Annotated in this window: 20 protein-coding genes and 1 pseudogene; 1 reads left to right on the top strand and 20 read right to left on the bottom strand. The window is 34.0% G+C overall.

Annotation, left to right across the window (positions count from 1 at the left end; translation table 11 throughout):
* Nucleotides 1-17 precede the first annotated feature (17 nt).
* From KFE69_05035 to KFE69_04985, 11 genes are all read right to left on the bottom strand, one after another.
* Nucleotides 18-563 carry a YggT family protein gene (locus KFE69_05035; GenBank protein UTW43461.1) on the bottom strand — a complete coding sequence of 182 codons (546 nt, stop codon included), beginning with the start codon at nucleotides 561-563 and terminating at the stop codon, nucleotides 18-20.
* Between the two features lie 9 nt (nucleotides 564-572).
* Nucleotides 573-1,424: a pyrroline-5-carboxylate reductase gene (locus KFE69_05030; GenBank protein ID UTW43460.1), complete on the bottom strand. Its 852-nt coding sequence runs from the start codon at nucleotides 1,422-1,424 to the stop codon at nucleotides 573-575.
* Nucleotides 1,425-1,500: 76 nt separating this feature from the next.
* Entirely contained in the window at nucleotides 1,501-3,057 is a 1,557-nt protein-coding gene (guaA, locus tag KFE69_05025; GenBank protein UTW43459.1) for a glutamine-hydrolyzing GMP synthase, read from the bottom strand.
* Nucleotides 3,058-3,155: 98 nt separating this feature from the next.
* The gene (locus KFE69_05020; protein UTW43458.1) at nucleotides 3,156-4,346 is read right to left on the bottom strand and encodes an MFS transporter; all 1,191 of its coding nucleotides are present in this window, start codon (nucleotides 4,344-4,346) and stop codon (nucleotides 3,156-3,158) included.
* Between the two features lie 41 nt (nucleotides 4,347-4,387).
* Nucleotides 4,388-5,494 carry a 5-(carboxyamino)imidazole ribonucleotide synthase gene (locus tag KFE69_05015; GenBank protein UTW43457.1) on the bottom strand — a complete coding sequence of 369 codons (1,107 nt, stop codon included), beginning with the start codon at nucleotides 5,492-5,494 and terminating at the stop codon, nucleotides 4,388-4,390.
* The gene (gene ligA, locus KFE69_05010) at nucleotides 5,491-7,575 is read right to left on the bottom strand and encodes an NAD-dependent DNA ligase LigA (GenBank protein ID UTW43456.1); all 2,085 of its coding nucleotides are present in this window, start codon (nucleotides 7,573-7,575) and stop codon (nucleotides 5,491-5,493) included. Before ligA ends, KFE69_05015 begins: the two co-directional genes overlap by 4 nt.
* A 28-nt stretch (nucleotides 7,576-7,603) precedes the next feature.
* Nucleotides 7,604-12,478: an NAD-glutamate dehydrogenase gene (locus KFE69_05005; GenBank protein ID UTW43455.1), complete on the bottom strand. Its 4,875-nt coding sequence runs from the start codon at nucleotides 12,476-12,478 to the stop codon at nucleotides 7,604-7,606.
* Between the two features lie 94 nt (nucleotides 12,479-12,572).
* Nucleotides 12,573-13,454 (bottom strand): thioesterase family protein, encoded by an 882-nt coding sequence (locus KFE69_05000; GenBank protein UTW43454.1) that lies wholly within the window; start codon nucleotides 13,452-13,454, stop codon nucleotides 12,573-12,575.
* Nucleotides 13,455-13,510: 56 nt separating this feature from the next.
* On the bottom strand, nucleotides 13,511-14,743 hold the full coding sequence (locus tag KFE69_04995; protein ID UTW43453.1) for a multidrug effflux MFS transporter: 1,233 nt from the start codon (nucleotides 14,741-14,743) through the stop codon (nucleotides 13,511-13,513).
* Nucleotides 14,744-14,753: 10 nt separating this feature from the next.
* The gene (bamB, locus tag KFE69_04990; protein ID UTW43452.1) at nucleotides 14,754-15,914 is read right to left on the bottom strand and encodes an outer membrane protein assembly factor BamB; all 1,161 of its coding nucleotides are present in this window, start codon (nucleotides 15,912-15,914) and stop codon (nucleotides 14,754-14,756) included.
* A 67-nt stretch (nucleotides 15,915-15,981) separates the two neighbouring features.
* A complete protein-coding gene (locus KFE69_04985) occupies nucleotides 15,982-16,731 on the bottom strand; it encodes a tetratricopeptide repeat protein (GenBank protein ID UTW43451.1) in 750 nt (249 codons plus the stop codon).
* Between the two features lie 188 nt (nucleotides 16,732-16,919).
* Between KFE69_04985 and KFE69_04980 the strand changes: the two are divergent.
* Nucleotides 16,920-17,389, top strand: a pseudogene (locus KFE69_04980) (cupin domain-containing protein).
* A 6-nt stretch (nucleotides 17,390-17,395) separates the two neighbouring features.
* Here KFE69_04980 and KFE69_04975 read toward each other — a convergent pair.
* The 9 genes from KFE69_04975 to KFE69_04935 all read right to left on the bottom strand — a co-directional run bounded on the left by KFE69_04975 (nucleotide 17,396) and on the right by KFE69_04935 (nucleotide 26,064).
* Nucleotides 17,396-17,884 carry a hypothetical protein gene (locus tag KFE69_04975; GenBank protein ID UTW43450.1) on the bottom strand — a complete coding sequence of 163 codons (489 nt, stop codon included), beginning with the start codon at nucleotides 17,882-17,884 and terminating at the stop codon, nucleotides 17,396-17,398.
* A 17-nt stretch (nucleotides 17,885-17,901) separates the two neighbouring features.
* On the bottom strand, nucleotides 17,902-18,069 hold the full coding sequence (locus KFE69_04970) for a hypothetical protein (protein ID UTW43449.1): 168 nt from the start codon (nucleotides 18,067-18,069) through the stop codon (nucleotides 17,902-17,904).
* A gap of 44 nt (nucleotides 18,070-18,113) precedes the next feature.
* Nucleotides 18,114-19,145 (bottom strand): quinolinate synthase NadA, encoded by a 1,032-nt coding sequence (nadA, locus tag KFE69_04965; protein ID UTW43448.1) that lies wholly within the window; start codon nucleotides 19,143-19,145, stop codon nucleotides 18,114-18,116.
* A gap of 21 nt (nucleotides 19,146-19,166) precedes the next feature.
* A complete protein-coding gene (locus tag KFE69_04960; protein ID UTW43447.1) occupies nucleotides 19,167-21,938 on the bottom strand; it encodes a valine--tRNA ligase in 2,772 nt (923 codons plus the stop codon).
* Nucleotides 21,939-22,012: 74 nt separating this feature from the next.
* Entirely contained in the window at nucleotides 22,013-22,456 is a 444-nt protein-coding gene (locus KFE69_04955; protein UTW43446.1) for a DNA polymerase III subunit chi, read from the bottom strand.
* A 4-nt stretch (nucleotides 22,457-22,460) separates the two neighbouring features.
* Nucleotides 22,461-23,405: a DMT family transporter gene (locus KFE69_04950; GenBank protein UTW43445.1), complete on the bottom strand. Its 945-nt coding sequence runs from the start codon at nucleotides 23,403-23,405 to the stop codon at nucleotides 22,461-22,463.
* Nucleotides 23,406-24,614: a flavodoxin-dependent (E)-4-hydroxy-3-methylbut-2-enyl-diphosphate synthase gene (gene ispG, locus KFE69_04945; protein ID UTW43444.1), complete on the bottom strand. Its 1,209-nt coding sequence runs from the start codon at nucleotides 24,612-24,614 to the stop codon at nucleotides 23,406-23,408.
* Nucleotides 24,607-25,578 carry a transaldolase gene (tal, locus tag KFE69_04940; GenBank protein ID UTW43443.1) on the bottom strand — a complete coding sequence of 324 codons (972 nt, stop codon included), beginning with the start codon at nucleotides 25,576-25,578 and terminating at the stop codon, nucleotides 24,607-24,609. Before tal ends, ispG begins: the two co-directional genes overlap by 8 nt.
* 201 nt (nucleotides 25,579-25,779) lie before the next feature.
* A complete protein-coding gene (locus tag KFE69_04935) occupies nucleotides 25,780-26,064 on the bottom strand; it encodes a Fis family transcriptional regulator (GenBank protein UTW43442.1) in 285 nt (94 codons plus the stop codon).
* Nucleotides 26,065-26,129: the final 65 nt, after the last annotated feature.

The raw sequence follows: 26,129 nt of genomic DNA, 5'->3' as shown, positions 1-26,129 counted from the left end.
TCATCATCTAACTATGACTAGCCAATCATTGAGCGAATAAAAATAACAATTGCCTGCAGAATAATAATCGCGATAAACGGTGAAAAATCCATACCACTAAAGACTGTTCTTTTACGTAATGGCCTTAACATTGGCTCAGTTAATTGGAATAACAAAATAGCTACTGGGTTATAAGGATTTGGATTAATCCAGCTTAATAATGCTCGAATTAAAATAGCAAATGTGAAAATATTTAATACCAATAAAAATAACTCAATTAAGCCAAAAACATAAAGCCAACCATTAAAAGGAATATCTTTAATTAAAGCTAAAAGTGAAACTTCAACAAATTGAACTAAAATTGCCAATACCAAAGCAGCCATATCTAGCCCAAAGAAACCTGGAATAATTCGTCGCAAAGGAATTAACAATGGATTGGTTATTTTTATCAAAAATTGACAAATGGGGTTATAAAAATCTGCTTTCACCCACTGTAATAAAAAACGTAATAAAACACAGATCAAATAAAATTGAAAGATAACCTGAATTAAAAAATCAAGTACATTAACCACTGCACCTGTCATGATCCCACCTTATGATTGATTGTAATCTAATTTTGGCATTTCACGATATGAATCAGCTAAAACACCACTATGTTTAATATTCTCTGTTAATACTTCCTTGAGCATATCACGTAAATGATGCTTTTCAAACACATCTAATGCCACTTGAGTAACACCGCCTTTTGAGGTTACTTGTTCTCTTAAATGACTTAATGGTTTAGATGATTCTAATGCCATCCGTGAAGCGCCATAAGCAGTTTGCACCGTAAATAACTGTGCTTGCTCTTCTGTTAAACCTAACTCAACAGCAATATCAGCAATTAACTCCATTACCCTAAAAAAATAAGCAGGCCCAGAGCCAGAAACAGCCGTCACCACATCAACTAATGACTCATCTTCTACCCAAGTAATCACACCACAACTTCTTAGAATTTGCTCTGCTTGTGAAACTTGTTGGTCTGCTAAATTACCATTATGGCAAAGTCCAGTTGCACCACATTGTACTAAAGCTGGTGTATTTGGCATAGCGCGTACAATTGGCATCGTTGAGCCATACCAACTCTCTAATGTGGTCAATGGAATGCCTGCAGCAATGGATATTATTAACGGTTTTTTTACTTTAATAATAGAGGCTATATCTACTGCAACTTCAGCCATATGCATTGGCTTAACTGCTAAAACAATCGCTTGACAGTGTTCAGCTAGTATCTTTGCATCTTCTGTTGCATTAATTTGATATTTCTGTGAAAAATAGTCACACTTGGCTTCATTACGATCACAAACCCAAATACGATTGGCATCAAAATCAGAAGCAATCAAGCCTGCAATAAGACTTCTTGCCATATTACCGCCACCAATAAACCCAATGGCAATTTTTTGCATAAATGATCTCCCTTTAAATGCATATAAATATCAATAGTATTTCTTTATTGTAACTAAATGAGTAACGTAGTAAAAGTTATTCCCATTCAATTGTTCCAGGTGGCTTTCCAGTTACATCATAAACAACTCGTGTAATGCCTTTAACCTCATTAACAATTCTAAGTGATATTGTTTCTAATAATTCATAAGGTAAGTGCGCCCAACGAGCCGTCATAAAATCAACTGTCTCAACTGCACGTAATGCTACTACATAGTCATACTTACGCTGATCACCCATAACACCAACAGATTTAACCGGCAAAAACACAGCAAAAGCTTGGCTAACTTTATCATACCAACCACTTTTTTCTAACTCTTCAATAAAGATTGCATCTGCGTCTCTTAGAATATCTGCATATGTTTTTTTAATCTCTCCTAAAATACGTACACCTAAACCAGGCCCTGGAAATGGGTGTCTATATACCATACGATGTGGCAATCCTAACTCAACACCAATTTTACGCACTTCATCTTTAAATAACTCTCGTAAAGGTTCAACAAGTTGTAACTTCATTTCTTCTGGTAAGCCACCAACATTATGATGAGATTTAATCACGTGCGCTTTACCATTTTTATTGCCTGCTGATTCAATTACATCAGGATAAATTGTACCTTGAGCTAAAAACTTAGCATGTTTAAGCTTTGTTGCTTCTCGATCAAAAATTTCAATAAATAAACGCCCGATAATTTTTCTTTTATCTTCTGGATCGTTAACACCTTCAAGTGCGGTGAGAAACTTTTCTTCGGCATCAACTCGAATGATATTAATATGCATATTCTCAGCAAATGTTTGCATGACTTGATCGCCCTCACCTAAGCGTAATAAGCCAGTATCAACAAATACACACGTTAATTGATCGCCAATCGCCTGGTGAAGTAATGCTGCAACAACTGATGAGTCAACCCCACCAGATAGACCTAAAATAACTTCATCGCTACCAACTGTTTCTCTTACATGTTTAATTTGATCTTCAATAATTTGTTTTGCTGTCCATAATCTTTGACATTGACATGCATCAACAACAAAGTTTTTTATAATGACACTGCCTTGATCTGTATGTGTTACCTCTGGATGAAATTGTAATCCAAAAAATGGCTTTTGATTATGTGCAATTGCTGCAATTGGGCAATTACTAGAAGAGGCAATAATCGAAAAATCATTCGGTAAGGTATCTACTTTATCACCATGACTCATCCAAACATTTAGTGCTTCTTCTGATAAAGCAATGCCTGAGAATAACTGATTTGGTTTATGTACTTGAATATTAGCAAAACCAAATTCACCTGATTTCCCTGGAATAACCTTACCACCTAACTGATTAGCCATTGTTTGCATTCCATAGCATATACCTAAAATGGGAATATCCATTTCAAAAATCATATCAGGTGCTTTAACACTTACTGATTCATTAACTGACTCAGGTCCACCAGATAAAATAATACCCTTAGGATTAAAAGAACGTATAAATTCTTCTGTACAATCAAAAGGATGAATCTCACTAAAAACACCAATCTCACGAACACGCCTTGCTATTAACTGCGTATATTGAGAGCCAAAGTCTAAAATTAAAATCTTATCGTGATGAATATCCACTAATAAACCCTTTATATGATCAATTACTATAAAATAATGGCCATATTTTACTTGAGAAATGACTTAACCGTAAGTATTTTTTATTGTTTAATCTTAAGCTATGCTTTTTTTACAGTTGAATTTAATTTTAAAAACCACAAAATAATGCCTGCTACAATGACAAAGATGCCTTCAAAATAGTAATTTGTCAAACTGATGTAAGACTCAATAAAAACAATTAATCCAAAACCAAAATATGATATTAATGAAAAAAGACTTGAGGCAGCATTAAAATGGCTTTTTACATTACTATAGGCAATCGTACTAACAATAGCAAAAGCCATTGCAGAAGCTAGATTCATAACAACACCTGGAATAATATAAATATAAGCAATATGCCAACTAAATAAACCGATAATAACAGCGCTGATACCGCCTAATAGAAATATAAATATGCTGCATTTTATAATTTGTTGTTTTGTTAAAAATGATTCTAAAAACTTTACAAGTACTGGACAAACTAAACCAGGTAAAGCTAATGGAAAAAGATATAAAGCTAAGTACTTTGAACTAACATCAAACCCTTGCGCAAGCCAAAATGGTAATACAATAATATAAGTCCATGCCAAACCATTTAAAATAGAGACAAATAAAACATTCTTTAAAAAGCCTTGTGTTTTTAAATGATTAACCATTGCCAATGCATTTTGTAAAAAACTAACCCTTGATGCCTGCTCATCCTGTTTATTATTAATTAACATCATGCATAAAAATGTAATAATAAGCCACAATAAGACTAAAGCATAACCAAATTGCCAACTTAAATAATAACCAATCCAACCTGATATTAATGGCACCATAAATGAACAAAAATAAACGCCCATAAACGTAATGCCAATTGACTTTTGTTTCTGTATAACTGAATCAAAATAGATAAATGGAAAACTTCTGGAGCAAACTGCTAATGAAAAAATAATGGTTGTTGCCAGTATATAAGCAAAACCAAATAAAAATACATTTTGCACAATTAGCATTAAGCATGTAACAACAAAACTAATAATTGATGCAATAACCACAAACCGCTTTAAGCCAATACGATCAATTAAAGGACCCCACACTAAGGGGGATAAAGAAGATATAATCAATGATAAAGATAAAATTCTTTGAATACTTTGATGCTTAACATTAAAAAATGCACTCATTTGATCAACAAATGGTAATCCCGCCTTTGTAATAACCCAGTATGAAATCATTAAGATCATTGGGTAATAGATAATCAAACTACTGTGATACTTACTATCCTCTTTCATTAATTATTCCTTTAATAATGAAACCACCTCAATTTAATTTTTCACAATGCTAAACAAGCTTCTGCTTGAATCTGTTGATAGATTACATTTAAACGTAATTTTAGCTCTTCTTTTGAACTACCAATGACATTAATATGCCCCATCTTACGGTTTTCTCTTAATGATTTACCATAGGTTTTTGGGTAAATACCTTCTGCTATTTGCCAATTAATAGGCACATCTTCACCGATTAAATTTACCATCATAATAAAAGGTGCAACTAACTTAGGTTTAACTAATTCCAAGCCACTAACTGCTCTTAAATGATTTTCAAATTGAGAAGCAGTTGCTCCATTAATACTCCAATGACCACTATTATGAACTCTAGGTGCCATTTCATTGACTAGCAGTTCATCACCTTGAACAAAAAATTCAATGGCAAACGTACCAACATAATTAAAGTGATTTAATAATTTTTCAGCAATTTTTTGGGCTTTAATCATTAAGGTTTGTTGATCTGATAAAACAAAACTTTCACGCAAAATGCCTGCTCGATGCTCATTTCTAACCAATGGATAATAAACAATATCACCCTTTACATCTCTAGTTGCGACCTGAGAAACCTCATAGTCAAATGGCACAAATTGCTCAGCAATTAAATTTTGCGCGTCTTTAAGTGCTTGCCAAGCTTGCTCAATCTCATTTTTATCTTTAATAACAAACTGCCCCTTACCATCATAGCCAAAACGTCGTGTTTTAATAACTAGAGGTAAGCCTAGACTTTCAACGGCTAATTTTAAATCATCATAAGAAGATACCGCCATATAACGGTTTGTAGGAATCACTAATTCAGTACATAACGACTTTTCTTTTAGTCGATCTTGAGCAACTTCTAACGCTTTAATCGCAGGTCGAACTGATGTTACTTTTTCTAATGATTTTAACAGCTCAACTGGTAAATTCTCAATTTCAAAAGTGACCACATCAAATGATTTTAACTGTTCAACCCAATAGTGAATTTCAGATGCTTCAATCTGGCCTTTTTTATCAAGCTTTAGTAATGGGAAAGCCGTTGTTTTTAGAGATAGTCGATCAGCACAATCGGATAACATACTGGCTAGCTGACCATTGCCTAAAATAGCTATATTATTTTTTTTTATTTGACTCATAATACCTCTTTGAGTTGCATCTCATTTAAAACTTCAATACCTAGACTTTCAGCCTTAGTTAATTTTGAACTTTTTGAACCTGCTTTTTCTTTTGCACCAGCAATCACCATATCGGTTTTTTTAGAAACACTGCCAGAGACTTTAGCACCTAGTGCCTCTAATTGATCTTTTAATTTATCACGTGAAAAGTCAGTAAATGAACCAGTAATGACAACGGTTTTACCAAAAAAAACATTATCTTCATCAATAGGTTCTACATTCTCAGCACTATTTTGATCACTAAAGATAATCCCTTGATCTAATAAATCATTAACCCAATGAATATTTTTACTATCCTGCCAAAAAGATACAATATGCTTTGCAACAACAGGACCAATATCATTAATACTCTCAAGGTCGTCAACTTCACTACTAATTACTGAAGCTAAATTTCCATAATATTTAGCAAGTTGTTTAGCTGTCACTTCACCCACTTCACGAATGCCTAGTGCATAAATAAATCGTGCTAACGTTGTCTCTTTACTTGCATTTATAGCTGCAATTGTATTATCCGCTGATTTTTTACCCATTCGATCAAGACGGGCTAAGGTTAATGCAGTTAATTTATATAGATCAGCTGGAAATTCAACCAACTCTTTTTCTACTAACTGTTCAATTAATTTATCACCAAGACCATCAATATCCATTGCTAGACGTGAAACAAAATGCTTTAACCTCTCTTTTCTCTGTGCTTGACAATTCCAGCCACCACTACAGCGAATAATTGCTTGATCAGCCTCTTCAATTAACTGACTAGAACAAACAGGGCAAGATGCTGGTAGTTGAATGACTTCAACTAAATTTTCATCTCTATCTTTTTTTGAAACTTGGACAACTTTTGGAATAACATCACCAGCGCGTTTAACATATACATAATCTCCAACTCGAACATCTAATGCTCTGATTTCATCCATATTATGGAGTGTTACATTACTAACTACCACACCCCCAACTTCAACAGGCTCTAGTCGCGCCACAGGTGTTAAAGCGCCTGTTCTACCCACCTGAAAATCAACTGATTTAATTATTGTCAGTTTCTCTTCTGCTGGAAATTTGTGCGCAACTGCCCAACGCGGTTCTCGTGCAGTATACCCTAATACATCCTGGTCACTTAACTTATTGACTTTATAAACTAAACCATCAATTTCATACGGCAAGCCACTTCTTTTACTTGCCATCTCTTGATAATAATCTAAGCAACCTTGTATATTGGATACCACCCTACAATCACTAGATATTTTAAATCGCCAATGTTTAAAAAGTTTTATAATTTTATCTTGGGTCAATGGTAATCGAAACTCTGAAGAAATATCATTAATAGAATATGGATAAAAAATTAAAGGACGCTTTGCTGAGCTATTTGGATTAAGCAAACGTATACTTCCAGCTGCAGCATTTCTTGGATTAGCAAATATTTTTTCACCTTTCCTAACAGCATTTTTATTAAAATCATGAAATGCTTTTTTAGGAAAAATAACTTCACCTCTTACTTCGACATAGTCAGGGATATTAGTGCCCTCAATCACTTTAGGAACAGTTTTAATCCTTTTTACATTTTCAGTAACATCTTCACCAATTTCTTTGTCGCCCCTCGTAAGGGCTAAGATTAATTGACATTTACCTTTTTCATCTTTTTTATAATGGATACTTATAGCTAAACCATCAAATTTTGGTTCACATTCATATTCAACTTCAGACTCTAAAAGCTGACCTCTTATTCTTTGATCAAAAGCTAAAATATCTGCTTCTGAAAATTGGCTTGATAAAGATAACATTACTTTTTTATGTGGCACTTGACGAAATTTATCCAATGGTTTGCTACCAACTGTTAAAGTTGGTGAATTTGGTGTTTTTAAATCAGGATATTCTTTCTCTAATGCTAATAATTCATTAAACTCAGCATCATAGACACTATCAGGTACAATTGGTTCATTTTCATTATAATATTGATAATCATATTCTCTTATATTTTTTCGTAGCTGATCAATTCTTAATTTGGCTTCTTCTTTTGTTAATTCAATATTAATTTGTTCTTGGATCATTAAGTTAATACCATTTTTAATTCTTCAATTAATTATTTTCAACTTCTGCCTCGCCAACATCAGCAAAACGACAAAGTTGCGCAAGATCCAGTAAATTTCTTAAAGCTATCGTTAAAGATACATAATCGCTTTGACCTAATTTTAAGTCATTAACAACTTCTAACCAGCGATCAATTGGTGCTTTAAAATGCTCAAGCCAATTAGCAATTTTTTCTGCCTCTGTTTTGCCTGGATGCTTGATAATTGATAAAGCCAAATCACACTGAATACGATCAATATCATCACGTAATGCTGATGCAGCAATCGTACCCCAGTAACTTTGACTACTTAATCCTCTAACCGAACGACGATACCAACCTAACTCAACTTTCTCATTCAGATAGAAAAATGCGCCAGCAATATCAATTAATTTTGTTGATGATTTTTCTGCTGCATTTAACAAGTCAAGTACAGGCGATGCATAATTAAACTGAGCAACTTTTATTGCAAGCTTTTCATCAACGCCATTTTTATGATATTTATTTGCCTTTTTGGTAACTTTTTCACGATCATCTTCTTCTAGATATTCAACGAAATTTTCCATCACAGCTGATACTTTTGATTGATACTGCTCAATTAACTCATCAACTTGTAATCCTGAACGATGATTTCTTAATAACCAACGACAAACTCTTTGTACCAGTTTATAAACTGATTTATTCATATCTTGTAGTGTTGTTACAGGTACTTTATGAAGATGATCAACATTCAACCAAAGGGTTTCCGCATCTAATATTTCAACTGCAATAACAAATGCTCGTGCAATCTCAGCAACTGATGCGCCGGTTTCATCATATAAACGCTGTACAAATGGAATGCCCATACAAACAAGCATTAAATTTGTTAACTGTGTTGCAATAATTTCATGTGCCAAACCATGACGCGGCATAATTTTTGCATACTTTTTATGTAAAACTTCAGGAAATTCTTGTATTAAGAAACGCTGAAAATAAGGCTCATCAGGTAAGTTTGACTTTAATATTTCCTGTTTAATATAGATTTTCATATAAGCCATAATGACTGAAAATTCAGGTGCTGTTAGCCCCTTACCAGATGCATAGCGTGTTTGTAGCCTTTTATCTGATGGTAAAAATTCAATATCACGATCTAGCTGAACTCGATGTGATAATTCACGCATTAAACGCATATAAGTTTCTGCTGATGCTAAACTTCTTTCTCTTAATGCACTTGCAATCGTTTGGTTCTGATAGTAGTTGTTTTGTAAAACAAGTTGTGCAACATCTTCAGCCATTTCAGCTAATAATTTATTTCTAGATGGCATGGTTAATGTGCCTGATTCAACGGCCATATTAAGTAAAATTTTAATATTCACTTCATGGTCAGAGCAATCAACACCTGCTGAGTTATCAATAGCATCAGTATTAACAGCACCACCATTTAAAGCAAATTCAATTCTGGCAAGCTGCGTTAAGCCTAAATTACCACCTTCGCCAATGATTTTAACTTTTAATTCAGTTGCATCAATACGTACAGCTTCATTTGCTTTATCACCAACTTCAGAGTGACTTTCAGTCTCAGCTTTTACATAAGTACCAATGCCACCATTCCATAACAGCTCAACTTCTGCTTTTAGTATTAATTGAATTAACTCATTTGGCTCAACCTCATCTCGCTCACAAGCAAATACTTCTTTCATCTCCGGTGTTAATTTAATACTTTTAGCTGAACGCTCAAAGACACCACCACCTTTTGAAATTAACTTTTTATCATAATCCATCCAAGTTGATCTTGGTAAATTAAATAATCGCTTACGTTCTTTAAATGAAGTTAATGCGACAGGATTTGGATCAACAAATATATGCATATGATTAAATGCACCGATTAATCTTATATGTTTTGATAAAAGCATACCATTACCAAAAACATCCCCCGACATATCACCAACACCAACAACAGTAAAGTCTTCTCTTTGACAGTCTTTACCACGCTCTTTAAAGTGGCGCTTAACTGACTCCCAAGCACCACGCGCGGTAATTGCCATTTTTTTGTGGTCATAACCATTTGAACCACCTGAAGCAAATGCATCACCTAACCAAAAACCATAGTCATTGGCAACTTCATTAGCAATATCAGAAAATGTAGCTGTTCCTTTATCTGCAGCCACAACTAAATATGGATCATCTTCATCATGTCTTACAACATTTAACGGTGAGATAATTTGTGTACTTTTTACATTATCAGTCACATCCAATAAACCACTAATAAAAATTTTATAACAAGCAATCGCTTCATTCATAATTAAGTCACGGTCACTTGATATTGGTAAACGTTTTGGATAAAAGCCACCTTTTGCACCTAATGGAACAATAACGGCATTTTTAACTTGTTGTGCTTTAACTAACCCTAAAACTTCTGTTCGGTAATCCTCTTTTCTATCTGACCAACGTAGACCACCTCTAGCTACTTTTGCAAAGCGAAGATGTACACCTTCTACTTGCGGTGAATGAACAAAAATCTCATATAATGGTGTTGGTTTTGGTGCATTTGGAATTAATGACGGTTTTAATTTAAATGACATATAATCTTTAATTGCACCATTTTCATCCGTTTGATAAAAATTAGTTCGCATGATCGCTAAAATAACACTTTTCATTTTACGCAAAATTCGATCATGATCACGGTTTTGTACGTCACTTAAAACTCGGTCAATTTTACTAATTAGTTCACTTTGCTGTTTTTTCCTATTTGTTTTATTTAGCTTAGGATGAAAACGAACATGAAATAATTCAACTAAATTCTTCACGATATTAGGATAAGCAATTACTGTATCTTCAATATAGCTTTGACTATATCTAAGCCCTAATTGTACAAGGTAACTACTGATTGCACGAATCAGCGCTACATCACGCCAACCTAATGCAGCATATGGCACAAGGTAATTAAATCGATCATTCTCTGCACTACCATCCCATACTCGTGAAAATACTTCTTGGAATAATGGTTTGACACGATCAATATTAAACGTATGGTCTACTCGCAAGCCAAAATCAGATATCCAAACATAACCACCTGATTTAACTGCGACTTTATAAGGACGCTCTTCATTAACAAACATCCCCATATTTTCTAAAACTGGAAAGATATGACTTAATTTTGCTGATTGATTAGCCAAATATAACTTAAATCGCACTCGATCAGATGCTTCCTCTAATGTCCGATAAAGCGTCATATCAATCTCACCTGTTTGACGCACTTTCTCAAAATGCTCTATATCAATTGCTGCACTTCTTGCATGAAAGTCGTGTTTATAAGCCGGTGTAAAGCCATCATGATATTCTGTATAATAAGACCTCCCGGTGCTATCACCATAGGCATCAATCAACGCATCTAATAAATCATCTTCCCATTGTCTTGAAACTTCTTTTAACTTATCTTCCATAATAGCAATATCATAGGTTAACGGTTTACTATCTGGGGCAATATAAAAAGTAAAGTCTATTCGACAGTGAATTGATTCATCTGCAAAAGTTGTTTTAAAGACACTACCTTTAGCTCTAAACATACGCGCTAAAATAGCTTGAATTTTTTGACGTATTTCTGAGTTATAACGCTCACGTGGTAAAAATACCATACAAAAATAATAACGAGAATAAGGATCTTTTCTGACAAATAACTTTAATGTTTGCCTTTCTTTAATGTGCAAAATACCACATGCCGTTTCAAATAACTCATCATCAGAAGATAAAAATAATTCATCCCTAGGATAGGTCTCTAAAATACTATTAAGTGTCTTATAAGCATGCCCATCATAACGGAAGTTAGAGCGCTGTAATACCTTATCAACTTTTTGTCTAAGAAACGGAATACTATGTGGTGTTGAGTGATAGGCAACTGAAGTATAAAGGCCTAAAAAGCGCCTTTCACCACAAGGTTTACCTTTACTATCATAACGAGTCACCCCGATAATATCCATATGTCCTGAACGATGTACCGGCGACTGATGATCACTTTTAGCAATCGACAAAATACTTAATTGGTTTTTCCCTGTATATAGACGTTTAGCAAAGTCATGATAATTTGATGATAAATAACGTTCGCCAAATTTAAGCAAACCCAACTGACTATCTTTAACAACTTCAAAAGTCTTTTTAGTCTTCTGAACAATATCTAAATCACAATAGCCTAGAAAAATAAAATGACGATCTCTTAACCATTGAAGAAAGGCAATCGCTTCTGAAAAATCTTCACATTGTTTATCTGGGCAGTTTTCACTTAAACCACTAATTGCTTCTGTTAGTTTAACACGCATTGGTTCAAAATCATCAACAACAACATCAACATGCTCTAATGCATCATTAATTTGTTTTTGTAATAATTCAAGTGAGCCATCTTCTTCTTTCTGACGATCGACTTCAAAAAAAGCTAAAGACTCAAACTGATAAGGCACATCAATTTGCTCTGAAATATCATGAAATGCAATCATATTCCCTTTTTTATCACGCTCAATTTTAGCGCCACCAATATGCATCATACTATGCATACCAATATCTAAACGACTTAATAAGATTTGTATTGTATCTATTTGAAATGGCTTATCTGGCCCAACAAACTCTATTACTGTTAACCCAGAATTCCAACCATGCTCTTCAAAATCAGGGTTATAGACACGCACTTGATAAGACTTTTTAATATCCCTTTTACTTATGAAACGCCATAATGACAATAAAAGACCATATAAATCAATCAAATCTCTTCTTATCAAATCATTTTCTGATATAATATTAAATAATCCTTTTGCCATGGTAATGATATTTGAAACATCATGATCTTCAAGATTTTTACTTGCCATTTTTTCAATCTTCATTAAAAGACTCATGACTTTCTCGCTGGCATGAATACTCATATTTCACCTTTCTATCATTGTTTTTTTATAAGCTCACAGTATCATACGCCTGTCTGTATATGATAATCAAGTACTAGTTGTTATTGTTGTAACTCTACATTAAAAATGACCGAATTAGACCTTCTTGTGTTACCGTTGCAAGTGGTGTACCTGACTCATTATATAACTTACCAATTACAAATCCGCGTGCATCATGATACGATGAACTTTCAATATCAAAATAAAGCCATTGGGTTACATCAATATTGCGATGAAACCAAATACATTGATCTAAACTTGAATACATTGCTTTTCTTTGCCAAAGTTTAAAGTCTGTTGGTAAACCTGCAATTTGTAATAACATTAAGTCAGATACATAACTGAATAATAACTTATGTTGATGGTCATCTAATGTAATATCATCAATTAGTTTTAGCCAAAAACTTTGTTTTGCTGATTCACTATTTAATGAAAACAGTCGATCACCATTAACAGGATAAATTTCAAAAGGCCATTTCCTATGAAAAAATGTATGTGCTTCTTTTGGAATACGTTCGGCATATCGAAGTCCAATTACTTGCCAGGGTTCAAGTTTCTCATCCCTTTGTGGGATTTTTATACGCGTTACATACTCTGGCATATCTTCAGTTTTATGAAACGATGCAGATAAAGAAAATATTAAACGTTCATTCTGATATGCTTCAACACTACGATTACTAAAAAAATTGCCATCTCGTTTATTGATAATTTGATATTCTACAGGCTCTCTTTCCAAGCCTGGGCGAATAAAATAACAATGATAGGAGTGTAATTCAAAATTAGTATCTTCAATGCTATATTTGGCTGCATTTAGTGCTTGAGCCATTACCATGCCACCATATAAACGACCACTGCCAACTGATTTGACATTACCTAAATATTGATTACTCTCTAATTTTACATCGAGTAAATTTAATAGTGTTTCAATAAGTAATGCCGCACTTTTAGCTTCAGACATAAATCATCCTAATTATTAAGCTTAATACATCAACTAAACTAGTTTTTAAGCATAACTTAATTATTACGTGTATGTAAATAATGACGACGCCCGGACTCACCAATAAGCAATAAATAAGAAATAAATAATATTAATGCCACTAAAGAAAGCACTGAAAATGCAATCGGTAATGTTAAAACGGGATGAAAAGGAATAAATGTAACAGCAGCAGTTGCTAAAGCAGCAAAACCCATTTGAAAGCATCCCATCATAGCTGTTGCCGAACCTGTAATATGGCCAAACGGTAGTAAGGCTAAATTCATTGCAACAGGAATAACAAATGCCACACCATAAAAAACGACAATTGTAGGAATGAGCAAACTATAAATATTAATATATTTCATTAAGATCAATAATAAAAATAATAATGATCCTAATAGCATAATCACAAGACCAGAAATTATAATACCATAGCTTGAAAGACGATTATTTAATAATGCCGTTGTGATTGAACCTAATACAAAAGCAAATACAATACCTACAGCAATGATTAAAAACCAACGATATTGTAATTTTAATAAAGTAATAACAATGCTTGGAGCCTCAACTAAGCATGTATATATCATTGCTACAGTTAAACCTAAGATAAGTAGAAATATCAAATAACCTGGTTGTTTAAATAATGCCAAATAGTTTAGAACCAAACGTTTAGGATAAATAGCTTGTAGATTTTTCTTTGGAATGGTCTCTGGAAACTGAAAAATAACCGCAATTAACATCCAAAGTGATAAAACAAATAAAATAACAAAATTAACCCACCATGGGAAAAAATGTGCTGTAAAGCTTCCGACAATTGGCCCTAATCCTGGTGCAATTGAAAATGCTAAATTCAGTTGTGCATAGCGCTTATTTCGCTCTTTATATTCATAAACATCACGAATTGCTACAACTGATAATACAGCACCTGCACAAGCGCCAAAGCCTTGAAATATCCGCCCAAATATTAATGGCCAGATAGAGGAACTCATCAAACATACTAAAGAACCAATTGCAAAGCACAAAGCCCCAAACAGCATAACAGGACGTCTACCAAAGCGATCTGAAACTGGCCCATATAATAGCTGACCAACTGCATAACCAAATAAATAAGAAGTTACCGTTAATTGAACCCAACTATACTGAGTATTTAAAGCATGCGCAATTTCAGGTAATGAAGGCGTATATAAAGTATCACCAAATGGCCCAATCGAGCAGATTAACACCAAAATATAAAGTGATACATACGTTACTTTTTTTTGATTATCCGTCATCAATAACCTTTTAATTACCTAGTTTAAATGCATATAAATAACCGCTATTTGTCTGAACATAAATACGGTTAAGTACCGTTACAGGCTCAGCACGTATACCATCACCACCAACATCATACCTAGCAGCATATTTTCCTGTTTTTAAATTAAAGACATGCAAATAACCTTCAAAGTCACCTACTGTAACATATTGATCATTAACAACAGCAGGCGCTGATATTTGTCTGCCTTCTAAGTCTTTTTGACTCCATAAAACTGTCCCATTTGATAAATTATAAGCATTTAAATAACCCTTATCAGTTGAAGCGAATAGCTGATCATCTGAGATAGCTAAAGATACATAAGTTGAAATCGGTTTTGACCAAACCAGTGATGCATTTTCTAAGTTAATTGCCGCCACTCTACCTTGGAAAGTCGCAGCATACAAAACATTATTCTGAATCAAAGGCGCACCTTCAATATCAACCATACGCGCTACAATTGAACCGCCAGTTGGTAATGCAACTGGTCTCTCCCATAAACGTTTACCGCTTTTTAACTCAACTGCCCATACTTCACCATTATCCAAACCAGTATAAACAACACCGTCATCAATTAATGGGGCGCTATTACCAACTAAAATAATTTCAGGTAAATTAGCAGAATGTTTCCATATCAGTTTACCATTTTTAGCATCATAAGCCACAATTTCACCATTATGTAAATGAACAACTACAATACCATCATCATAAACAGGTTGCGCATAAAGTGAGCTTGATAACTGTACTTTCCATAATATGCGACCATCTTTCTGGCTCAAAGCATACAGCTTGCCAGAGACTGAACCAACAAAAACCATATCATCACCAAAACCAGGTGTTGCACCTAATGTTTCAGGTACAGAAACATCCCATAGGCGTCTACCTGTATTGGCATTAATCGCATTGACCTCTCCATCAGAACTTACTGTATAAACAATTCCTTTTGATAAAACAGGCGCAAAAATATAATACTGATCATCAGTCCCATCACCAATATTAACTCGCCATAATTTTTGCAATGACTGCGTTTGCTTAAACTCAACCAATGGCTTTGGTGGTATCATATTGGATTTATCAGCACACGCAGATAAACCAAGCACAAACCCCAAACTTAAACTTGCTAATAAGACTTTTTTAAATACTTTTTGCATCGTTACTCCTAGCGGATAAAAAACTTCTATTATTTTAAATTTTTGATATCAATTACATTTTAAATATCTATTTTTTTACTGTATCTAAGCTATCATCTGTGTTTTTCTTAACCAAAACTTGATTATTTTTAGATTCTTTAATTAAGAGATTTAAATTACTTAATTGCATATCAATATAATCTTTAGCCTCTTTGATCAAAAGGTCATTTGTAGGATTTGCCATAGTTCCACTTTTATCTAACAATACTTTTGCTTGATTGAGTTTCACTTGAGCATTTTTCTTATCTGCCAACTGAATATAAGCTTGTGCTTGAATCATTTTGGCTAAAACTTGATAGCTATTGGGTAATTTTGCTTGATTAATAATATTAATCGCATCCTTTGCATTACCTATTGCTAATTTAATACGTGCCAATCGCAAAGTTGCTACTGCTTTAATTGACTGCTCATCTGTATTAGAAATCACCCAGTCTAAATTAGTTTCAGCAGCTTGGTATAACTTCTGTCCAACGTATTCATTGGCAATTAATAAACCACTAAATTTTGCATACACTGTATCTGGATACTGCTGCATTAAATTATGTGCTTCTGAAATAATCGTGTCAGCCTTTAAGCCACTTTGTAAATCATTTTCTAACTGAAGGTATTTAGCAGAAGCCTCTAAAATTTTACCTTCTTTTTGTTTTTGCCAATAAGTCCAAATGGCAAACGCCGCAGCAATAATAACAATAATCCATAAAATAAGATTACCAAATCGCTTCCAAAGTTGTTTTAGTTTTGCTATTTGACGACTTTCATCTTTCGCCACTTTAACCATGATGCCCATCTCCATCGTTACAACATCAAAAAAATTTAATTCGACATTATAACCTAAAAGCAGCCAAGGCCATAAGGGAAATTTACTTGATCTATTATTAACAGTCCTAATAGATTTTAATTTAACCTAGTTATAGACTAATTCAATTAACCTTTTAAGATATACACTTAAACTTTTAGAGAAAATTTATGAATAGACACCTACTTAAAAAAGCAGAAATTGAACAATTAGATGGAACAAATAAACAACATTTTTTAAACCCTAACGCTAAAAGAATTAATAAATCATTAGGAGATTTGGTTGGTATTACTGGCTTTGGCTTTCATATTATTGAAGTACCACCTGGATGTGAGTCAACTGAATATCACATGCATTATCATGAAGATGAATGCACTTATGTACTAGAAGGTAGTGGCATTGTGATTATTGGAGATGAAAAGCATGAAATTGCTGAAGGTGATTTTATCGGTTATAAACACGCATCAAAAGCACATACAATGATTAATACAGGTAATATTCCTTTAATGTTGGTAATCGCTATGAACAGAATGTTTGTGATTATCCCAAATTAAATAAGCGCTTATACCGTAACAATCAAACAGGCTGGAATCTTGTTGATATAAAAAATATTCAAACAGCCACCGCAGGAAAAAAATAATATAATTTATTTATATACGTGGCTTGTATCCTTATTACTTTCTTGGTTGGACTGTTGCTGATAAAAGGGGTTAGATGCTAAATTCGTCGCTTTACGACTATTTATTAAGCGCTTTTTAACTTCCTTAATATTATCATGGCGACTGCTATAGGATTTACCCGTTTGTTTATCATAATAAAGTCTTTCTGTTGACTTTCCTTTTTTAGTACGAATCTCATAGATATCATCACCTAAGTGCGACCTTGAGCCAACAGTACCTTCTCGCTTTATCCTTTGTTGAGCATCCAAAAAATCTTTAGCATCAACACTAGTTGTCTTTACTTTTTTAGCTTGATCTTTCTCACCCCAGTTATGTTTTTTACGTTTAGGTGGTGGATAAGCTTTTATAAAAGGCGTTACACTTGATGATATTTCATCGGTTACGTTTTCTAAGGTTTTTGCTTCTAATTGGGCTTCCTTAGCACACTTACTATAGTTAAGATGTTTCCCTGTCATATGACTACTCTTTTTATCTAATTTCGATTGAGCTTTTTTTGCTTACTTTCTAATAAATTTAGCGGCTTATTTATTCTTTGCAAATTTATTTTTGCTGCATTTTGACGCTCTTGAAATAGCATAGAAAAGAATTGACTAGTCACCTCATAATAATAGCGTATATTTTCTGCAATAAACCCAAGCATAAATACCCCTTAAGATAAAACTTAAAGTAGGAAACTATTTAATATTATTTCTTAAAATTCACCATTCGCCCTAAAGATATTAAGGCTTTTTTGCGGATTTCTTCAGGAACGTCAATTTCATTTGTTTCATTTTCTAACGCGCAAGCTAGATTTAATAATCCATTTAGTGCCATCCATGGGCATCGAGCACAACTTTTACAAGTTGCTCCATGGCCTGCAGTTGGAGATTCAATAAATCGTTTATGTGGATTTGCTTGTATCATTTTATAGAAAATTCCACGATCTGTTGCAACAATAAACTCAGGATTATCCAAAGTTTTAGAGGCATTTAATAACTGAGACGTTGAACCAACTACATCAGCTAATGCTACAACAGTTTCAGGAGATTCAGGATGAACTAATACTGCTGCATCAGGATGTGCTTTTTTAAGATCAGCTAAAGCATTTGCTCTAAACTCATCATGCACAATACAAGCACCATTCCAAAGTACCATATCAGCACCTGTTTGATTAGCAATATACTTACCTAAATACTTATCAGGCCCCCATAGAATTTTATTACCTTCACTGTCAAGGTAATCAATTACATCTAGTGCAATACTTGATGTAACCACCCAATCAGCACTTGCCTTAACGGCTGCAGATGTATTTGCATAAACGACAACCGTCCGATCTGGATGCTGATCAATAAAAGCTTGAAACTCATCTGGACGACAAGAAATATCCAGACTACATTCACTGTCTAATGACGGCATAATAACTTTTTTTTCAGGTGCTAAAATCTTAGCACTTTCACCCATAAAGCGCACACCAGCAACAACTAAAATATCCGCCTTATGATTAGCACCATATTTTGCCATTTCAAATGAATCACCAACAAGACCACCTGTTTCTTCAGCTAATCTTTGAATTTCACCATCAACATAGTAATGCGCAATTAAAACCGCATTTTTCTCTTTAAGTAGTTGTTTAATCTTATTACGATAAAGTTCTTTTTCACTTTCATCTGGATGAACTTTTCTCGATTTAGGCCATGATAGATCGACTCGAGTATCAAACTCACCTGATTTTAACATGTATCATCTCCCCTATTTCAATCAAGCTAGAGAGGTTAATTTTTCTAACTGTTGATCAATATTTTCTTGTTTTATTTGTGCTAATTTTAATTTTTCTTTTTCTTTTTCAACGACAATTTCAGGCGCATTAGCGATAAACTTTTCATTGGATAACTTACCGTTAAGTCTTGCTAATTCTTTTAATACTTTATCTCGTTCATTCATCAAACGATCCGTTTCAGCCTTTACATCAATTAAGCCCGCTAATGGGATATGTAACTCGAGCTTACCAACTAACCCTGAAGCAGAAGCCTCAATTTCTTCATCAGTCTCAGCAAAGTGAATATTGTCAATTTTAGCTAATGACTTAATTAAATATTCATTAATCTCAGCATAAGCTTTATCCATTTCAGAAGCACCTTTAAATACTAATGAAATCGATTTTGATGGTTTAACATTCATTTGTGCACGTATGGTTCGAATTTCAGTAACAACACGTTTTAGCCAATGAATGACTTTATCTGCATCCTCATCAACTAACTCATTTTGATAGCATGGGTATTTCTGTTGAGTCAAATTACCAGATGCTATCTCTGTTAACGGCTTAAACTGCTGCCAAATTTCTTCCGTAATAAAAGGAATCACAGGGTGCAATAAGCGAAGTGATTGCTCTAAAATATAAACCAAGGTATATCGTATAGATTCTCTATCTTTTTCCGCCACATTACCTGAATTTAAACTTGTTTTAGCTAACTCAACATACCAATCACAATATTGATTCCAAATAAACTCATATAAAACTTGTGCTAATAGATCAAATCGGTACTGAGCAATATGTCGATGTGCTTCTGCTACTACTTCATTAAACTTGTGCCAAATCCATCGCTCACAAATACCCAGCTTCATTGCTGTATTTTTCTTAGCAATGGTTTTTGACTCAACATTCATCATAACAAAACGAGCGGCATTCCAAAGCTTGTTACAGAAATTACGATAACCTTCCATTCGGTTGACATTAAAATTAATATCTCGAGAAGTTGATGCTAATGCTGTAAATGTAAAACGTAATGCATCTGTACCATAGGCATCAATACCTTCAGGAAATTCTCGTCTTGTTGCTTTTTCTACTTTTGCTTTTAATTGCGGCTGCATCATACCAAAGGTACGTTTTTCAACCAATTGATCTAAATCAATACCATCAATCAAATCTACTGGATCTAACACATTACCTTTTGATTTTGACATTTTTTTTCCTTCGCTATCACGAATAAGGCCTGTAATATATACCGTATCAAATGGTACATCATCCATAAATTTCAAGCCCATCATAACCATCCTGGCAATCCAAAAGAAAATAATATCAAAACCACTAACTAATACATTTGTAGGGTAGTACTTCTTTAAGTCTTCTGTTTTGTTTGGCCAACCAAGCGTTGAAAAAGGCCAAAGGGCTGAAGAAAACCAAGTATCTAAAACATCATTATCTTGTGTTAATATTTCTTCTGGTGAAATTGCATATTTTTTACGCACCTCTTCTTCATTGGATGCGACATAAACGTTACCTTGGCTATCATACCATGCTGGAATTTGATGCCCCCACCATAGCTGACGTGATATACACCAATCTTGGATGTTATTCATCCATTCAAAATAAGTGTTCTGCCAATTTTGTGGTACAAATTTAACTTTTCCACTTTTAACCACATCGATTGCAGGTTTAGCCAATTCATTCATTTTCATAAACCACTGATCAGTTAAAAATGGCTCAATTACTTCACCACTTCGATCACCTCTTGGTACTTTTAATACATGTGTTTTAACTTGATCTAATAAATCGATTGCCTCTAAATCTTCAACGATGCGTTTTCTTGCTTCAAAACGCCCAAGACCTTGGTATACCTTCGGTGCGTTTTCATTAATTTTAGCGTCTTTTGTTAAAATATTAAATAATTTTAAATCGTGACGCAAACCGACTTCATAGTCATTAAAATCATGTGCTGGCGTTATTTTCACACAGCCTGTACCAAAGTCTTTTTCAACATAGTCATCCGCAATAATTGGAATTTGGCGATCACATAAAGGAAGCTCAACCATTTGACCAACTAAATGTTGATAGCGCTCATCTTCTGGGTGTACGGCAATCGCCATATCACCTAACATGGTTTCAGGTCGCGTTGTTGCAACAGTTAAATGACCTTCACCATTAACCAATGGATAGCGTATATGCCATAAAAAGCCTTCTTCTTCTTCAGAGATTACTTCTAAATCAGAAATTGCTGTTAAAAATTTAGGATCCCAGTTAACCAAACGCTTACCACGATAGATTGTCCCTTCTTCATATAAGCGAATAAATACTTCTTTAACTGCATCTGATAAGCCTTCATCCATGGTAAAGCGCTGTCGAGACCAATCCGCTGAAGCACCAATACGTTTCATTTGATTAGAAATTTGATTACCTGATTGAGCTTTCCACTGCCATATCTTCTCAATAAATGCTTCTCGTCCTAAATCATGGCGACTCTTACCCTCTTGAGCTAACTGACGCTCAACAACCATCTGAGTTGCAATACCAGCATGATCCGTACCAACTTGCCATAATGCATCATCACCCATCATACGATGATAGCGTATTAATAAATCCATCAATGTTTGCTGAAAACCATGCCCCATATGTAATGTACCTGTTACATTAGGTGGTGGTAACATAATGGTGTATGTCACACCATCTGATTTTCCAGCTTGAAAATTACCTTCTTTTTCCCATTGATCATACCACTTTTTTTCAATTGCTTTTGGCTGATAGTTTTTATCCATTTATATAATCTCTTTTAAAAATTTTATTCAAAATGACTAAAGCATGTTTATAGCATTATTATTAATCGCTACTACTAATCAAGTTTATGTACATCAATTTTAAAGCCACGCTTTTTATAATCTTTAAAATTATTTCGCGATGATTCTAACACAGTTTTATCTTGATCAACAATTTCCAAAACTCGAAATGTTTCATTTAAGGGCCAATGTTGGCTTAATGACTTATTTTGAAGCTTAACAATAATATGGCAGTCAGTATTTATTTCTACCTCATCTGTTGTCAATATCACAGGTACGTTAGCTGTTTTATCTGTAATTTCATCAATTGGTAGGTGTGCAATAAAGCTACTGTCTTTAAACGACCATAATAATTGATCTAATGCTTCAAGCATTTGATAGTTATGACACAATACAATAAGCCGACTCTGACTTTGTAGTACTTTTTCTATCAAACGACAACAAAATATTAATCGCTCTTTCTCTGTACTGGTCGATAGGATATAAAAATCAACCTGCATTTATTCAACCTCTCAGCCGTATTTTGGGTAGTTGATAAGAAACCGCACAATAAATACCAATAATGAGCATCACAGCCCAAAACCAAAAACTGATACCTAAATGGCTTAAGCCCAATATTTGACTAAAAATTGCAGCCCAAAATACAAAACTTGCATTAAACGTTGTACCTAAGGCTGCGCCAATACGTTTAATTGTATGATAATATAAGATGTAAGAAAATGATGCACTAACAATACAAGAAAGAATTAATAAAGGCCAATGCATTTCTCTAAAGGTATCAAGCACCTGATAGCGCCATGAAATCAATAATATAAAAAGTATAATCAGATACGAAACTGCTGAAGCTAATTGACGAATAGCTAATAACCACATGGGTTTTAAATTTGTTTTCATATGCACCCACGCAAATAATACACTCTCCATCCCCCAACCAAGCATTGCAATTGATGCAAAGGTCATGCCAAGCCCAATATGATGTGCATCTGTCTCAGCACCACTTACAGATATCATAATAACTGCAAATACACTTAAAATAATGCCAATAACTTTTAAATAGGTAATTCGCTCACGTATTAAAAAAAATGATAATATTAATGCAATAATAGGATAACAAGAAGTAATGACACCGGCATAAACAGGCCCTGCATAACTAATACCTAATATTCCTGCAACCATGCCTAAAGGACCTGCACAAAGTGCGGCAATAATAATGACGATTGTTGCACGTTGCATTTGCTTTATTTGAGAGAAAACTTCTCGCTTAATTGTATAATAACTTAAAATGCCAATCGATGAGCCTGCATCTTGCAGAAATGCTAATCCCAATGAAAAAATAACCACTGACTTTAATAAGCCGATATCAATATGCAAACTAAATAAATTAGTCAACACATCATTTAAGCCCCATAATAAGCCAGATAATATCCCTAATATAACACCCAGTCTCATTTAAGCTGGTATTCCATAATTATGCTTAACATAATCATCGACGATCATTTTGAATTCTGATGCTATACCATCGCCACGCAATGTGTGTGCTTTTTTGCCATCTACGAATACAGGCGCAACTGGCGCTTCGCCACTTCCTGGTAAAGAAATCCCAATATTGGCATGCTTACTTTCACCTGGGCCATTAACAACACAACCCATTACAGCAACTTTCATATTTTCAACGCCTGGATAATCAGCTTTCCAAATGGGCATTTGATCGCGCAGATAAGTTTGAATTTGATCTGCTAACTCTCTAAAGAAGCTACTACTTGTTCGACCACACCCTGGACATGATGTTACCATCGGTGTAAATGCTCTTAAGCCCATTGTCTGAAGTATTTCTTGGCAAACTAATACTTCTTTTGTTCTGACACCACCTGGCTCTGGTGTTAATGATGCTCTAATTGTATCACCAATGCCTTTTTGCAATAAAACACCCAAACTAATTGCTGTTGCAACAACTGCTTTAACACCCATCCCTGCTTCTGTTAAACCAAGATGTAATGGATAGTCACAACGTGTTGCAATATTTTCATAAACTGCAATAAGATCTTCTACACCACTGACTTTACAAGATAAGATAATTTTATCATGTTTTAAGCCTAGCGACTCAGCATATTCAGCACTATCTAATGCTGAACGAATTAAGGCTTCATACAGTACTTGTTGATTCGTAAGCTTAAAACCATTTTTTGCATTCTCATCCATTAGCTGAGCTAACAATGCTTGATCTAAACTCCCCCAGTTCGTACCAATTCTTACTGGCTTATCATGCTCAATGGCACAACGAATAATTTCACCAAACTGATTATCTCTTTTTTTACCAAAGCCAACATTTCCTGGATTAATTCTATATTTTGATAAACTAGAAGCACACTCTGGATTAGCTTTAAGTAGTGTATGGCCATTATAGTGAAAATCACCAACTAATGGTACATGACAACCTTGATCTAATAATGCTTTTTTTATTAATGGTACAGCTTTTGCAGCTTTATCATTATTAACAGTAATACGAACAATTTCACTGCCAGCGTGATATAAGGCTAAAATTTGTTTAATTGTTTTTTCAATATCTTCTGTTGGTGTATCTGTCATCGATTGAACAACGACAGGTGCATTTGCACCAATCGTTATATGATCAACCTTAACTGCGATTGATTTACGCATAATCTTTACCATGAATCATTTTTTCATTAATTAAATTTTCTAATTTCACTGTATCTATTGCAAAGTTTCGTATCCCTTGAGCAAGCTTTTCAGTTGCCATTGCAGATTCATTTAATGCCCAACGAAATTGAGCTTCACTGACATCAATTTTTTCAATTGAACGGTCGATCAAATCTTTAGATAAATGCTTCTCAAGCTGACCATTATCTGCCTCTAACTCTGATAATAACTCAGGTGAAATCGTAAGCGCATCACAACCACTTAATGCTTCCACTTGCTTAACATGGCGAAAACTTGCACCCATTACTGTTGTTGTATAATCAAATGCTTTAAAATAATTATAAATTGCCTTCACTGATTGGACACCTTCATCTTCATCAACAGGTGGAAAATCTGCTTGATTCAGTGCCTGTTTATACCAGTCAGTAATCCTACCGACAAAAGGCGAAATTAATGTAACACCTGCTTGAGCACATTTAACCGCTTGAGCAATATGAAAAATTAAAGTTAAGTTACAATGAATACCTTCTTTTTCAAGCATTTCTGCTGCTTGTATTCCTTCCCAAGTTGCTGCAATTTTAATTAAGATACGTTCACGTGATATACCATGACTCTCATATAATTGAATTAGGCGTTTAGCTGCTTGAACCGTTTTATTTGTGTCAAAAGATAATCTCGCATCAACCTCAGTTGACACCCTACCTGGAACTATTTTTAAAATTTCAACGCCAAAATTAACGGCCAAATGATATAAAATAGCTTCTAGTCGCTCATTAGCACTTAGGTGATTGGTTTCTTCTAAAGTATGCTTTAAAATATCTTGATATTGTGACATTGCTGCTGCTTTTAATAATAAAGAAGGATTTGTTGTTGCATCTTCTGGTTTATGCAATTTGATTTTTTCAATATCTCCTGTATCTGCAACAACTTTAGTCATTTCTCGCAAACTATCTAGTTTTGTCATCTTAAACGCTCTCATCTTTTTGCAATTTAATTACGCTAATAGCCTATCATGATTAAAATGGATGTAAACCCGCATAAACTTGAGTTTACAAAATTAGATTTAAATTAAATAAATTTTAAAACCTTTAAAACAAAAAAACCGCATTGATTAATGCGGTTTCAAATCAAAAAGTTAACTAAAAAATTTAAAAAGTGTATTAATTTAGAGCATTCCATAATGCGATAGCTTTTTACGAAATGTTCCACGGTTAAGACCTAAAACACTTGCAGCACGGCTCTGATTATTACCAGTATACTCCATTGTTGCTTCAATTAAAGGCAACTCAACTTCACTCATAACTAACTCATATACCTGGCTTGGGCTCATGCCTTCTTCAGCCATACTCTTAAAATAGTTTGTTACAACTTCTTTAATATACTCTGCCATAGGCAAAGCTTCTTGTGATGCATTTTCTTGTTTTGCACCGTAATGCATTGTTGCAGGCATTGATTATCCCTCTACATTTTTATTTTTGGTTAAACATTGTACAAATTTAGTATTCTGGTTGGTTA

It is taken from the genome of bacterium SCSIO 12844, from assembly GCA_024397935.1.
In the GTDB taxonomy this organism is placed as follows: domain Bacteria; phylum Pseudomonadota; class Gammaproteobacteria; order Francisellales; family Francisellaceae; genus M0027.
Note: the sequence above shows the minus strand (reverse complement) of the source record. Positions and strands in the feature narration are given on the sequence as shown.

What these genes read in the sequence shown, in the direction of transcription:
- KFE69_05035 (UTW43461.1), bottom strand. Translation starts at nt 563, where the DNA reads ATGACAGGTGCAGTGGTTAATGTACTTGATTTTTTAATTCAGGTTATC.
- KFE69_05030 (UTW43460.1), bottom strand. Translation starts at nt 1,424, where the DNA reads ATGCAAAAAATTGCCATTGGGTTTATTGGTGGCGGTAATATGGCAAGA.
- KFE69_05020 (UTW43458.1), bottom strand. Translation starts at nt 4,346, where the DNA reads ATGAAAGAGGATAGTAAGTATCACAGTAGTTTGATTATCTATTACCCA.
- KFE69_05015 (UTW43457.1), bottom strand. Translation starts at nt 5,494, where the DNA reads ATGAGTCAAATAAAAAAAAATAATATAGCTATTTTAGGCAATGGTCAG.
- ligA (UTW43456.1), bottom strand. Translation starts at nt 7,575, where the DNA reads ATGATCCAAGAACAAATTAATATTGAATTAACAAAAGAAGAAGCCAAA.
- KFE69_05005 (UTW43455.1), bottom strand. Translation starts at nt 12,478, where the DNA reads ATGAGTATTCATGCCAGCGAGAAAGTCATGAGTCTTTTAATGAAGATT.
- KFE69_05000 (UTW43454.1), bottom strand. Translation starts at nt 13,454, where the DNA reads ATGTCTGAAGCTAAAAGTGCGGCATTACTTATTGAAACACTATTAAAT.
- KFE69_04995 (UTW43453.1), bottom strand. Translation starts at nt 14,743, where the DNA reads ATGACGGATAATCAAAAAAAAGTAACGTATGTATCACTTTATATTTTG.
- bamB (UTW43452.1), bottom strand. Translation starts at nt 15,914, where the DNA reads ATGCAAAAAGTATTTAAAAAAGTCTTATTAGCAAGTTTAAGTTTGGGG.
- KFE69_04985 (UTW43451.1), bottom strand. Translation starts at nt 16,731, where the DNA reads ATGGTTAAAGTGGCGAAAGATGAAAGTCGTCAAATAGCAAAACTAAAA.
- KFE69_04975 (UTW43450.1), bottom strand. Translation starts at nt 17,884, where the DNA reads ATGACAGGGAAACATCTTAACTATAGTAAGTGTGCTAAGGAAGCCCAA.
- KFE69_04970 (UTW43449.1), bottom strand. Translation starts at nt 18,069, where the DNA reads ATGCTTGGGTTTATTGCAGAAAATATACGCTATTATTATGAGGTGACT.
- nadA (UTW43448.1), bottom strand. Translation starts at nt 19,145, where the DNA reads ATGTTAAAATCAGGTGAGTTTGATACTCGAGTCGATCTATCATGGCCT.
- KFE69_04960 (UTW43447.1), bottom strand. Translation starts at nt 21,938, where the DNA reads ATGGATAAAAACTATCAGCCAAAAGCAATTGAAAAAAAGTGGTATGAT.
- KFE69_04955 (UTW43446.1), bottom strand. Translation starts at nt 22,456, where the DNA reads ATGCAGGTTGATTTTTATATCCTATCGACCAGTACAGAGAAAGAGCGA.
- KFE69_04950 (UTW43445.1), bottom strand. Translation starts at nt 23,405, where the DNA reads ATGAGACTGGGTGTTATATTAGGGATATTATCTGGCTTATTATGGGGC.
- ispG (UTW43444.1), bottom strand. Translation starts at nt 24,614, where the DNA reads ATGCGTAAATCAATCGCAGTTAAGGTTGATCATATAACGATTGGTGCA.
- tal (UTW43443.1), bottom strand. Translation starts at nt 25,578, where the DNA reads ATGACAAAACTAGATAGTTTGCGAGAAATGACTAAAGTTGTTGCAGAT.
- KFE69_04935 (UTW43442.1), bottom strand. Translation starts at nt 26,064, where the DNA reads ATGCCTGCAACAATGCATTACGGTGCAAAACAAGAAAATGCATCACAA.